The 12,160-nt window shown below is 54.2% G+C and carries 12 protein-coding genes; 8 read left to right on the forward strand and 4 right to left on the reverse strand.

Features of this window, described 5'->3' with window-relative positions; all coding sequences use genetic code 11:
• Positions 1–322: MaoC/PaaZ C-terminal domain-containing protein (locus INT22_RS21285; protein ID WP_264298861.1), on the forward strand; the 322-nt coding region annotated here is incomplete at its 5' end.
• A gap of 109 nt (positions 323–431) precedes the next feature.
• On the opposite strand, the gene INT22_RS16375 is transcribed toward INT22_RS21285, so the two are convergent.
• The 4 genes from INT22_RS16375 to INT22_RS16390 all read right to left on the reverse strand — a co-directional run bounded on the left by INT22_RS16375 (position 432) and on the right by INT22_RS16390 (position 4,240).
• Positions 432–1,727, reverse strand: a complete 1,296-nt coding sequence (locus INT22_RS16375; protein ID WP_193068581.1) for a TRAP transporter large permease — start codon at positions 1,725–1,727, stop codon at positions 432–434.
• A complete protein-coding gene (locus tag INT22_RS16380; protein ID WP_193068582.1) occupies positions 1,720–2,262 on the reverse strand; it encodes a TRAP transporter small permease in 543 nt (180 codons plus the stop codon). The genes INT22_RS16375 and INT22_RS16380 overlap by 8 nt, the downstream gene beginning before the upstream one ends.
• Positions 2,263–2,291: 29 nt before the next feature.
• Complete coding sequence (locus INT22_RS16385; RefSeq protein WP_193068583.1) at positions 2,292–3,380, reverse strand: TRAP transporter substrate-binding protein; 1,089 nt, start codon at positions 3,378–3,380, stop codon at positions 2,292–2,294.
• A gap of 371 nt (positions 3,381–3,751) precedes the next feature.
• Complete coding sequence (locus tag INT22_RS16390) at positions 3,752–4,240, reverse strand: MarR family winged helix-turn-helix transcriptional regulator (protein WP_089040452.1); 489 nt, start codon at positions 4,238–4,240, stop codon at positions 3,752–3,754.
• A 478-nt stretch (positions 4,241–4,718) separates the two neighbouring features.
• On the opposite strand from INT22_RS16390, the gene INT22_RS16395 reads away from it, so the two are divergent.
• The 7 genes from INT22_RS16395 (at position 4,719) to INT22_RS16425 (ending at position 12,101) form a co-directional block, all read left to right on the forward strand.
• The gene (locus tag INT22_RS16395; RefSeq protein WP_193068584.1) at positions 4,719–5,687 is read left to right on the forward strand and encodes an MBL fold metallo-hydrolase; all 969 of its coding nucleotides are present in this window, start codon (positions 4,719–4,721) and stop codon (positions 5,685–5,687) included.
• 75 nt (positions 5,688–5,762) lie between these two features.
• Positions 5,763–7,493, forward strand: a complete 1,731-nt coding sequence (locus INT22_RS16400; RefSeq protein WP_193068585.1) for an FAD-dependent oxidoreductase — start codon at positions 5,763–5,765, stop codon at positions 7,491–7,493.
• Positions 7,480–7,677, forward strand: coding sequence for a DUF2783 domain-containing protein (locus tag INT22_RS16405; RefSeq protein ID WP_089040449.1), 198 nt, complete (start codon positions 7,480–7,482; stop codon positions 7,675–7,677). Before INT22_RS16400 ends, INT22_RS16405 begins: the two co-directional genes overlap by 14 nt.
• Positions 7,678–7,745: 68 nt before the next feature.
• Positions 7,746–9,053 (forward strand): homogentisate 1,2-dioxygenase, encoded by a 1,308-nt coding sequence (gene hmgA / locus INT22_RS16410; protein WP_193068586.1) that lies wholly within the window; start codon positions 7,746–7,748, stop codon positions 9,051–9,053.
• A 36-nt stretch (positions 9,054–9,089) separates the two neighbouring features.
• Positions 9,090–10,109, forward strand: coding sequence for a fumarylacetoacetate hydrolase family protein (locus INT22_RS16415; RefSeq protein WP_193068587.1), 1,020 nt, complete (start codon positions 9,090–9,092; stop codon positions 10,107–10,109).
• Between the two features lie 21 nt (positions 10,110–10,130).
• Positions 10,131–10,775: a maleylacetoacetate isomerase gene (gene maiA / locus INT22_RS16420; protein WP_193068588.1), complete on the forward strand. Its 645-nt coding sequence runs from the start codon at positions 10,131–10,133 to the stop codon at positions 10,773–10,775.
• A gap of 135 nt (positions 10,776–10,910) precedes the next feature.
• Positions 10,911–12,101, forward strand: coding sequence for a multidrug effflux MFS transporter (locus INT22_RS16425; protein WP_193068589.1), 1,191 nt, complete (start codon positions 10,911–10,913; stop codon positions 12,099–12,101).
• Positions 12,102–12,160: the final 59 nt, after the last annotated feature.

Here is a 12,160-nt window from a genome sequence, read left to right on the forward strand (position 1 = left end):
TGCTGCCAAAGAGACCCAATTTGGCCAACGCATTGCCCACGGCTACTTTGTGCTGTCGGCAGCTGCTGGTTTGTTCGTTTACCCAGGCGAAGGTCCCGTACTGGCGAACTACGGCCTGGATACGCTGCGCTTTATTACGCCTGTGCTGGTTGGCGACACCATCCGCGCCCGCCTCACCTGTAAGCGTAAGATTGACCAGGGTCGGGCATCTCCCGACGGCCACCCGCAAGGCGTGGTGATGTGGGACGTGGCGGTGACCAATCAACATGATGAGCTGGTCGCCAGCTACGACATCCTAACTTTGGTCGCCAAGCGGCAGTAACGGCTCAGCCGACAGAGCCTGATAAAGAAGTAAGCAACAAAAACGAATGACAGGGCATACGCTCTGTCATCCGTTGGTTTAGCGGGAAGGTTAAGAGAACCGTGCCGTTTTAATACATCAGTCGCGGTAGGAAGAGCACGATCGCAGGGAAGATAAGCACCAACAGTGCGCGTAGGGTACCCGCGACCCAGAACGGGGTGACACCGCGGAAGATCGTGCCTGTGGATACGTCCGGTAAGACGGCCCTAAGTACGAAGACGTTCATCCCAACGGGAGGTATTATCAGGCTAATCTCAATGACGATAACGACCAGAATGCCAAACCACACCAAGTCGTAACCCAGCCCCGCCACAACCGGGAAAAATACTGGTACGGTGAGCAGCAGCATCGACATACTTTCGAACACACAGCCCAGTACGACATAGATCGCGATAATCACCAGAATGACCACAAAAGGCGCAACATTCAGGCCATTCACCAGTGCTAGCAGGTCGCCAGGCAGCCCCGCACGGTTGATGAAGTTGGCGAAAATCAGCGCCGTTAGCACCACAGCAAACAGCATCGCGGTGGTGCGCACGGTGTCCATTAACACGTTCATTAACACTTGTGGGGTCAGCGCCCGACGCATTAGCGCGATTAAGAAAGCGCCCATTGCACCGATACCAGCTGCTTCAGTAGGCGTAAACACCCCGAGGTAAATACCGCCAATCACGAGTACAAACAGTGCTAGCGTACTGCCGACGCTTTTTAGCGCCTTGATCCGTTCTGGCCATGGCACTTTCTCTGCCGCAGGGCCAGCGGCGGGGTCACGCCAAAGCACCCACTTGATGGCACCAATATAAAGAAAGATGCCAAGAATGCCGGGGATAAAGCCTGCGGCAAAAAGCTCGCGGATACTGGTTTCGGTCAGGATTCCATAAATCACCAGCATGACGCTGGGCGGTATCAAGATACCCAAGGTGCCACCCGCCGCGATGGAAGCGGCAGCCAGTGAATCCTTATAACCATATTTGCGCATTTGCGGCATTGCGACTCGGCCCATGGTGGCACACGTCGCTAAGCTCGATCCGCATATCGCGCTAAAACCACCGCAAGCGACGATTGTCGCCATTGCCTGGCCACCCTTGCGGTGACCTAGAAAACCATTTGAGGCTCGAAACAAGGCATCGGATAGGCCTGCATGAGAAACAAAGTTACCCATTAGAATGAACAATGGAATGACGGACAGGCCATAATCCATGGCGGTGTCTACTACTCGGCGCGCCGCCATTGCTTCGGCAGCATTCCAGTTACCCGTTAATAGATAGAACCCAGCGAAACCAACGATTCCCATCGCGAACGCCAGTGGCACACGCAGGAATACGAGTATCAACAATACTGCGAAACCGTACAACGCTTCAGTCATGGGGCTCTCCTATACTCAATGGGCCACCTTTTTCGATTACCTTAAGCCCCTCAAGCAGATAGAAACCGGCTCGGATGAGAGTCAGTAGCGCTGAAAGCGCGAGCATGATGGCGATCAGTCCGACCAGATAGCCATAGGGAATACGCAGAAACTCCGTCACATCTCCCCATGAAAAAGCCCGCTCTGCCAGCGCCCATACACGCTGCGCCATCACCCAAAGAGCCGCCGTTACGATCAGGTTGACGATCACTTCACGCAGCCAGATAAGTTTTGCAGGAAACACCGCATCGAGCAGATCAACGCTGACATGCTCTTGACGCCAACAAACGACTGGCAGCGACAGGAATACCAATGCCGCCAACATCAGCTGAGTTAATTCAATAGCACCTAGAATGGGGGAATTAAAAAAGTAGCGGCCGCCTACGTCAGCAGTGGTCAACAGCATCATGCCAAAGAGGGTAGCGCCAGCCACCCCCTCTAACATCAACTGCAGCACCCGACTAACGCGCGTAGCACGTGCCATTTGGGTTTGCATGGTCACTCTCCATCTAGCGCCAGTGGGGGTTACTGTGTGTCGTCTGGTACTGATTCGCCAGACACTAATTCATCTGGTACTAGGCTACTGACGCTCTCTTCTTCCGCTGCAGCGATAAGCTGCTCGCGATAGAACTCGATAGCGGCCATCGCATCAACGTTGCGGTTTTCTGAAACAGATTCAGCCCACTCGGCAATCATGCTGTCACTCATGCTTTTCAGCGTATTGAGATCTTCGTCACCGAGTTCGGTAAAGGTATGACCAAGCTCTTCGGCAAAGTCGACGCCTCGGACATCCACAACATCCATCATGTAACCAAACAAACGAGACAGGCGCTCACCAGAGACAGATTCAACAGCTTCACGATCTTCGGGCGACATTTCATCCCAGATCATCGGGTTGACGACGATGGTGAAGCTACCGCGGTAGAAACCGCCGTCTACCGTGAGGGTATAGGGGAAAATCTCGGCGACACGGAAGCTGCGCAGACCTTCTGGAACAAGCATGGCCCCATCGATGACGCCCTGAGAACCCGCTTCATAAACGCCTGTGGGCGGCAAGGCGACACCGGTCAGCTCCAGGGCATTGGAGAGATCCCCCATCACGCCACCGCCAACGCGAATACGCTTACCTTTAAGGTCTTCTAAGGTTTCATACTTTTCACTGCTGAAGATCCAGCCAGGCCCGTGGACACCAGCAGCCACAACATCTACGCCACGATGTTCACCCGCGGCTGCCAGGTACTCTTGGTGTGTGTGCCAATAGGCACTTGAGGCATTTTCTGATGAGAACTCTTGAAAGGTGGGAAACTCCGGCAATTTGGTTAACTGGAAGCGACCAGTGTTATAGCCGTGAAAAACCCAGGTAGCATCAGCGATACCATCAGCGACCATTTCCATTTGTGACGCCGGGGGTCCCATATCATGTATCACGTCGACTGTTACGCGGCCTTCTGTGGCTTCTTCAATCCACGCTTTCCAGGTTGGCCAGACGATGGTGTTAATGCCGTGATTGGGGCCTGCCCAGGTACTCACGGTGATGGTCGTTTGCGCTAAGGCGGTGGTGCTCAGCGTTGCGGCGGCGATAGCGCCAATCATCAGGTTTGTTGTTTTATTCACTTTTCTTTCCTCTGGTCGTCACGAAGTCGAAGCGCAAAACATGATACTTTATTTTTATCTTTTTAAAATCTAGCGAATCACGTTATTTATCACAATGCCTAAAGATACCTGGGCCATGCAACAACCCATCGACCAATAGATGCTAATACTTAAGTATGAATCTCCAAATAGGGTTTAATTTACAAATATTTATATGGAAAAAGCCACCTCTCCGAGTCACTATCAATGGCTCTTGGGGAATAATTTAGAATCCAGCTTTTGTTACACAAATCACATTTTCTTTGATATCAATGACACACCAGTGACGACGTAGGGATATCGACATAGAGGTACCTTCTGCCATCTTGGCTTGTCTGTAGGATGTCTCGCTGTTAACCAATTCTCTCCAACTGCCGTTCAAGCTTGCGCATGGTATTGAGCAAATCACGATATTCACCAACGCTGAGGGTAGACACTAGGTCGGCTTCCCACGCCTGAGCTTCGGGCACTAGTTTATTAAGTAGCGCTTGCCCTACCTCTGTCAGATGTAAATCATGCAGTCGCTGATCTTGCTGGGATGGCGTGCGACTTATCAGCCCACGCTCTTCCAGCGACTGAATAGCCCGAGACACGCGCGCCTTATCCATATTGGTGTAGGCACACACCTTCTTAGCGGTTAAGTCATCACAGTGGCTTAACCACGCAAGCACGCGCCACTGGGCGATGTTGAGATCATAAGACTCGGCATATAGCTTCTCTAACGCCTGGCTGATGCGGTCAGCTAAACGGTTAAGCTGATAGGGTAAAAACTGGTTGAGATCTAGCTCTGCCCTGGCTGAAGACTCCAGAGGAGCATCGCTTGCTGCTTTATCCATCGTCATTGTGTTTCTCCTAGAGCCACCGTTTGTCAGGGGTGGTGATGATAAAAATCAGCACCATAGCTGGGAATATAGACACCAGCAACGCGCCCATCATACTGACCACCTTGAGGAAGAGAGTCCTCTTGGCTCCATCCAATAACGCTATTTCAAATAAAACGACTCACCGTTTACTGGCCTTTATCAAACAAAAATGTCATCAGCGTTAGGTTGCCAATGCTCAGGGCAAGCCCTGTCAGCATTAGCCAGAACAGTGCCGACAGATACTCTCTTATGCAACTAATTTGCTGATTTTAATTATTATACTTAGGTATTAGTTTGCAATAATCATCTGATTCACTGGGATTTATTGTCGATTTCATGCACAAGAACGGCTGGCTCGCCTATAGAGCGCTGGACATTTAGTTTCATTAGAAACTATCCTCATGACATACAACAACCCAATAAACAGCTGAACCACCCTGTTAGCACCGGAGATACCATGAGTAAGAAATTCGCGTCCCATGCCGATACCGAAGAGAAACAGATCAGTTTCACTAAGCTGGCAGAGGGGCTCTATGCTTACACGGCTGAAGGTGACCCCAATACGGGCATAGTGATTGGCGATGACAGCGTAATGGTCATCGACACCCAGGCAACGCCGATCATGGCCCAGGACGTTATCCGCCGTATCCGCGAGGTGACTGACCTACCGATTAAGCATGTGGTCATGACCCATTACCATGCCGTGCGTGTTCTCGGCGCATCCGCATACGATGCCGAGAATATCTACGCGAGCCAGAGCACCTATGACCTGATTGTTGAGCGTGGTCAGCAAGATTATGAATCCGAGGTTGGCCGCTTCCCGCGTCTGTTCAAAGGAGTCGATTCTGTGCCTGGCCTGACTTGGCCAACCATCGTCTTCCAGGAAAAGCTGACGGTGTTTATGGGTGAGCGTGAGGTGCAGATCATTCACCTTGGCCGCGGACACACCAAGGGCGACACCGTTGTCTGGTTACCGAAAGAAAAAATCATGTTTTCCGGTGACCTCGTTGAGTATGGCGCCACCCCTTATACCGGTGATGCTTACCACGAGGACTGGCCTACAACGCTTGATCGCCTACAGGCCATGCAGCCTCAGAAGCTGGTGCCCGGCCGCGGCGATGCGCTGCAAAATGCCGAGCAGTGCCAGGAAGCCATTCAAGGCACCCGCGACTTCTTGAATGATATGTATGGCAGCGTCAAAGCAGGCAAGGCGGCGGGTAAATCACTCTCCGAGTGCTACGCCGAGACCTATGCGGTTCTTAAGCCGAAATATGGCCACTGGGTCATCTTCGATCACTGCGTGCCTTTCGATATCACTCGCTGCTACGACGAAGCAGGCGGCGAATACCCAGATCCACGTATCTGGACGGCAGAGCGCGATACCGCTATGTGGCACTCCCTGCAGGACGCCGTCGAGAATCAGTAAGTGCTAACCAGAGACACCCACTGATCATGCCCAGCTGTCGGGTGTCATTCACCCGACGCTGCAGGGGAGCAATAGATGCCAACAACCTATAAAAATCCTGTCTATCCTTACCGACGCCCGCCTGAGCTTGATGTTCAAGATGTTAGCCATTATCCGGTGGTGATTGTCGGTGCCGGACCTAGCGGCCTCGCCGCCGCTATCGATTTGGCTCAGCAAGGCATTCATTCGATTGTCCTGGACGACAACAACACCGTTAGCGTGGGGTCGCGGGCATTGTGCTTTGCCAAGCGTTCACTGGAAATTATTGACCGTTTAGGCTGCGTCGAGCCAATGCTTGAAAAGGGCGTCACTTGGCAACATGGCCGCGTTTTCTTTCAGGACCGCGAGGTCTACGACTTCAACCTGCTGCCAGAAGATGGCCACCGCATTCCCGCTTTTATTAACTTGCAGCAGTATTACTTTGAAGAGTTTCTGGTCAATCGCGCTCACGACTTTGCTGAGCAAATTGATCTGCGCTGGAAGCATAAGGTCATTGATGTTGATGCTCAGCCTGACAGCACCGCCATCAAGGTGTCGACTCAGGATGGTGACTACTCACTGACCTGTGACTATTTGCTTGTTTCGGATGGTGCCAACAGCCGCATCCGCGACATGCTAGGCCTTGACTGCAAAGGCCAGGTATTTCAAGACCGCTTCCTGATTGCGGATGTGGTGATGAAGGCTGATTTCCCGACAGAGCGCTGGTTTTGGTTTGATCCGCCCTTCCATCCTAATCAATCGGTGCTGCTGCACAAAGAACCCGACAATGTGTGGCGTATCGACTTCCAGCTAGGCTGGGACGCTGACCCGGAAGAAGAAAAGAAAGAAGAGAACATTCGCCCGCGCGTGCAGGCGATGCTTGGCCCGGACGTGGAGTTTGAGCTTGAGTGGGCCAGTGTCTACACCTTCCGCTGCCGCAAGATGGATAACTTCATTCATCACAGCGTGATATTTATGGGCGACGCAGCTCATCAGGTATCCCCCTTTGGCGCCAGAGGTGCCAACGGCGCCCTGCAGGGTGTGGAGAATTTAGCCTGGAAACTGGCGCGAGTTCTCAAAGCGCAGGCGCCGAAAACTCTCTTATCCACGTATAACACCGAGCGCCAGCACGGTGCGACAGAAAACCTGCTTAACTCTACCCGCGCCACTGACTTTATTACCCCGAAGAGCCATATCAGCCAGGTATTCCGCGATGTGACGCTGGAGCTGGCGGAGAAACATGCCTTCGCACGTAGTCTAGTTAACAGCGGCCGTCTTTCCATGCCGTGTCGCTACGATAGCTCACCGCTTAATACGCCCGATGTTGATGGTGGCCCAAGCGAACTGCGCCCTGGTAGCTCGGCTAAGGACGCCCCCATTCGCCTGGGCGAGCAGAACGCTTGGCTACTCAATCAGTTGGGTAATGGTTTTGTACTGCTACTCGATGGCCGTATTGATGACGGTCACGCCACTGCGCCGTTAAGAGAGCTGAGCGAGCTGTTAGATCGCCACACTGACTTACGCCTTGTGGTGGTTGGCCCAGCTCCGGATGAGTTTGGCGCTCTACCGCGCACCACCGTGATAGACGATACCGAAGGGCTAGTGACACAACGCTACGGCCTGAAAGCGGGTGGCGGATACCTTATCCGTCCTGATCAGCACGTTACTGCTCGCTGGCACACCGTCACTGCCCACCAGGTTGAAGACGCATTAGACCGCGCGCTGGGCGTTTATCTTGCGGGTACCGCTGACACGACCTTTCAGGAGCGTTGCCATGCCAAGGCTTGAATTAAATCCCAACTTTACTGACCCGGATGCTTTTTACGCGGCACTCACCGCGCTACATCGCGACCGCAGCGAGGCAGAGAGCGAGCGCATCAATGCGCGCCTGATCCTGTTACTGGCTAATCATATCGGCGACCAAACCGTGCTCGAAGCAGCCATTTCCCATGCGGTTGGTGATGGCGATTAATCGCCGCGTCTTAGATCTCTAAAAGATAGATTTATTTAAGTAACATCCAAACACAGCAGGTCTTAACAATGACTGAACAATTGCAATATCAGAACGGTTTCCATAATCACTTTTCAAGCGAAGCGCTGCCGGGTGCACTGCCAATTGGGCAAAACTCACCGCAAAAGTGTGCTTACGGCTTATATGCTGAACAACTCACTGGTTCCGCCTTCACTGCGCCTCGGCATCAAAACTTTCGTAGCTGGCTTTATCGCATTCGCCCTTCAGTTGTTCAGAGCGCGTATCAGCCACTGGAAAATAACAACGTACACACGGCCCCGTTAGAGAAGCCCGCCGCGGACCCCAACCAAATGCGCTGGGACCCGGTTGCGATACCGGATGCACCGACTGACTTTATCGATGGCCTGTTTACCATTGCAGTGAACGGGGATGCGGCCACCCAGGCCGGTGTGGGCGTGCATGTTTATACGTTCAATGAAGACATGACCGAACGTTTTTTCTACAACGCAGATGGCGAACTGCTCTTCGTTCCGCAGATGGGGGCTATTCGTCTACGCACCGAATTTGGTGAAATCGAGATTGATAACGGTGAGATTGCCGTTATTCCTCGCGGTGTGAAGTTCCAAGTGCGTAAAGCACAGGGTGTTGACGCTGCGCGGGGGTATATTTGTGAGAACTACGGCAGCCCTCTAGAACTACCCGGTCTCGGCCCCATCGGCGCCAACGGCTTAGCCAACCCGCGTGACTTCCAAAGCCCGGTGGCAGCCTATGAAGACCTGGAAGGTGATTACCGCTTAGTCGCTAAGTTCTCTGGTCGTTTTTGGGAAACAAAGCTCAACCATTCGCCGTTAGATGTGGTGGCGTGGCACGGCAACTGCGCGCCGTATAAATATAATCTCGCCAACTTCAACACCATCAATACGGTGAGCTTCGACCATCCGGATCCGTCAATCTTCACCGTATTAACGTCCCCCTCCGATACGCCGGGAATGGCCAATCTTGATTTTGTGATCTTCCCGCCGCGCTGGATGGTTGCCGAGAATACCTTCAGACCGCCCTGGTTCCATCGCAATCTGATGAGCGAGTTTATGGGGCTTATTCATGGCGAGTACGATGCGAAAGCGGAAGGCTTCACTCCAGGCGGTGCCAGCCTGCACAACTCAATGTCACCCCACGGCCCGGATGCTGAGACATTTGAGAAAGCTTCCAACGCGGAGCTTAAGCCCCACTTCATAGGCGATACATTGGCCTTCATGTTTGAAAGCCGCTACTTCTTCCACCCAACCCCTGCGGCTCTGGAGGCTAACTTCCGCCAACGTGACTATGTGGATGTTTGGTCAACGCTGCGTTCGCACTTCAACCCAAACCAGCCGTAAAACTTATCGCCCCCTGACGACAAGGATTGAATGCCCATGAAACTTGCAACACTTAACAAAGGCCGCGACGGCGAACTTATCATCGTCTCTCGCGACCTCGCCCGTGCCGTAAGCGCTGTTGATATTACTCCCACGCTTCAAGCGGCCCTTGAAAGCTGGGAAGCCGTTAGCCCTCAGCTTGAAGAACGCTATGCGCAGCTAAACAATGGCAATGCCGACGGTGCTTTTGAGCTTGATCAGCGTGCGCTGCACTCTCCGTTACCGCGTGCCTATCAGTGGGCCGACGGCTCTGCCTACCTAAACCATGTCCAACTGGTACGTCAGGCGCGTAATGCTGAGATGCCCGAAACCTTCTGGACCGATCCGCTTATGTACCAGGGCGGTAGCGACTGCTTCCTGGCGCCCACCGAAGATATTGAGGCGGTGAGTGAAGAGCATGGCATCGACTTTGAAGGTGAGATCGCGGTTATTACCGATGACGTGCCGATGGCCGTCACCCCCGAGGAAGCCGCCAAGCACATTAAGCTAGTAATGCTGGTTAACGATGTCAGCCTGCGCGGCCTCATTCCAGGCGAACTCGCTAAAGGCTTTGGCTTTTTCCAAGCCAAGCCCGCCTCTTCTTTCTCGCCCATCGCGGTGACCCCAGACGAACTGGGCGATGCTTGGCAAGAAGGCAAAGTGCACCTGCCGCTGACCGTGCACCTGAATGACGAGAAGTTTGGCGAGCCAGAAGCGGGTCCCGATATGATTTTCAGCTTCCCACAGCTGGTTGCCCATGCGGCCAAGACCCGCTACCTCGGCGCGGGCGCTGTGATTGGTTCAGGTACTGTTTCCAACCCAGACCCTGATGGCGGCCCTGGAAAGCCGGTGGCTGACGGCGGCGTCGGCTATAGCTGTTTAGCCGAAGTACGCATGGTCGAGCAGATACTGTACGGCCAGGTGAAAACTCCCTTTATGCGCTTTGGCGACCGGGTGCGCATCGAGATGTTTGACCGCGATGGCAACAACCTCTTTGGTACCATCGATCAGCAAGTCGTGAAGTACCAGCCCAAATAAAGCCAACACAAGGAAGGCAACATGACGACGCTATACGGCTATTTCCGCTCGTCGGCTGCTTACCGGGTGCGGATCGCCTTAAACCTGAAAGGCCTGGGCTACGATCAGGTTCCGATCAACTTGGTGAAAGGCGAGCAGCGGGGTGGCGACCATCTGGCGCGCAACCCTCAGGGGATGGTGCCTAGCCTGATACTTGACGATAGCACCGTGGTTAACCAGTCGCTGGCGATCTGTGAGTATCTCGATGAGGTACACCCCGAGCCTGCGCTGCTACCGGCTGATGCGTTAGCGCGCGCAAGAGTTCGTGCGCTTGCCCAGTCGGTGGCTTGCGAGATTCATCCGCTCAATAACCTGCGGGTGCTCAAGTATCTCGTCGGTGAGTTGGGGGTGGATGAGGCGGCCAAGTTAGCCTGGTATCGCCATTGGATTACCGAGGGCTTCTCAGCTCTGGAAGCGACGCTCTCTACTGACCCCAGCAGCGGCGACTTTTGCCATGGCGACACCCCAACGCTTGCGGATATCTGCCTGATTCCCCAGGTGTATAACGCAGAGCGCTTCGAGTGCGATTTGTCAGCCTACCCGACGATCCAGCGCATCGCTGCCAATTGTCGTGCGCTGCCAGCCTTCGAAAAAGCCGCACCCGAGGCACAGCCTGACGCCAACTAAGCTGAAGCCAAGCCAAATAAAGCGATACGATTAAGTTATACTAAGCAGGCTAACATAAGCGGGCGTCTTTCCACTCGGGAAGGCGCCCGTCGCGTGTCCGAAGGGGCATCACATCCAACCAAAAGGAGTTAAGGGGTGCTAAAGCTGCCCTCTACCGCCACCGTCGTGGCACTGGCCGCGGTGACTGCACTTGGCCCACTGGCCACAGATATGTACTTGCCAGCCATGCCCGCGATGGCTGAAGCGCTGACTACTGGCCCAGACCGAATACAGCTGACCCTTAGCCTCTATATGGCTGGATTCGCGCTGGCCCAACTATTGTGCGGGCCAATCTCTGATCGCTTTGGCCGCCGCCCGGTGATGATCGCAGGGTTATCGCTGTTTCTCGCGGCGAGCCTACTGTGTGCCTGGGCGCCTAGCGTCGAGTGGTTGCTGGTAGGTCGCTTTCTACAGGCCTTCGGCGGTGCTGCTGGACCGGTATTAGCACGGGCATCGGTGCGTGATATTCATGGTCCGATCGAGGCTGGGCGCATTCTCTCCTATATGGCAAGCACGATGGCCCTCGCCCCTGCTCTGGCCCCTGTGGTGGGCGCGGGGTTACTGCTGTTTTTTGGCTGGGAATCGGTGTTCGTATTGCTGGCGCTCTACGCGGCAGTGATGCTGGCGGTACTGATATTTATGCTGCCCGAGCCGTTGGCGAAGGAGCGACGGCAATCGATTCACCCGAAAACAGTACTGGCTAATTTCCGCTTACTACTGACTCAGCGTGCCTTTATCGGCTACACCTTGGTGAATGCGGCCGCGTTCTCCGGGCTATTCGCGTACCTTTCTGGCTCATCTTTTGTACTCATCGAGTACCTGGGCGTCGCACCTACGTTGTATGGCGTGCTGTTCACACTGATTGTCGCGGGCTTCTTCTTCGGCACTCTGGTCAGCGGTCGCTACAGCCACCGCCTAGGTCGTGATCGCCTCGTTACCCTGGGCAGCGTAATCTGCGCAACTGGGGGCGTCGTCATGGCGGGCTTGGCCACCGTTGGCGTTCATCACCCGTGGGCGGTGGTGGGGCCGCATATGGTGTTCATGCTGGGGGTCGGCATTTTGATGCCACAAACAATGGCCGGGGCACTGGCGCCCAACCCTCAATGTGCGGGCGCAGCGTCTTCTTTGTTTGGTTTCCTGCAAATGACGATTGCCGCTGTGGTAGGTGGGTTAGTCGGGCAATTCCACGACGGCAGCTCGCGCACCATGGCCTTAACGATTGGGCTGATGGGGCTACTCGCCTTGCTAAGCCACTGGCTGCTGGTACGCCGCCGAAAAGAGGCATAGTTGAATCAACTGTATCGCTACCTAGCAAAAGGCCACGCATTGCGTGGCCTTTTTTACCT

Origin of the sequence: Halomonas sp. 3D7M, from assembly GCF_014897885.1 — a bacterium.
In the GTDB taxonomy this organism is placed as follows: Bacteria; Pseudomonadota; Gammaproteobacteria; order Pseudomonadales; family Halomonadaceae; genus Vreelandella.

Bases quoted from the DNA above. Each gene is read 5' to 3' on its own strand.
- INT22_RS16415 (WP_193068587.1), top strand. From the start codon at position 9,090: ATGAAACTTGCAACACTTAACAAAGGCCGCGACGGCGAACTTATCATC.
- hmgA (WP_193068586.1), top strand. From the start codon at position 7,746: ATGACTGAACAATTGCAATATCAGAACGGTTTCCATAATCACTTTTCA.
- INT22_RS16375 (WP_193068581.1), bottom strand. From the start codon at position 1,727: ATGACTGAAGCGTTGTACGGTTTCGCAGTATTGTTGATACTCGTATTC.
- INT22_RS16390 (WP_089040452.1), bottom strand. From the start codon at position 4,240: ATGACGATGGATAAAGCAGCAAGCGATGCTCCTCTGGAGTCTTCAGCC.
- maiA (WP_193068588.1), top strand. From the start codon at position 10,131: ATGACGACGCTATACGGCTATTTCCGCTCGTCGGCTGCTTACCGGGTG.
- INT22_RS16380 (WP_193068582.1), bottom strand. From the start codon at position 2,262: ATGCAAACCCAAATGGCACGTGCTACGCGCGTTAGTCGGGTGCTGCAG.
- INT22_RS16395 (WP_193068584.1), top strand. From the start codon at position 4,719: ATGAGTAAGAAATTCGCGTCCCATGCCGATACCGAAGAGAAACAGATC.
- INT22_RS16405 (WP_089040449.1), top strand. From the start codon at position 7,480: ATGCCAAGGCTTGAATTAAATCCCAACTTTACTGACCCGGATGCTTTT.
- INT22_RS16400 (WP_193068585.1), top strand. From the start codon at position 5,763: ATGCCAACAACCTATAAAAATCCTGTCTATCCTTACCGACGCCCGCCT.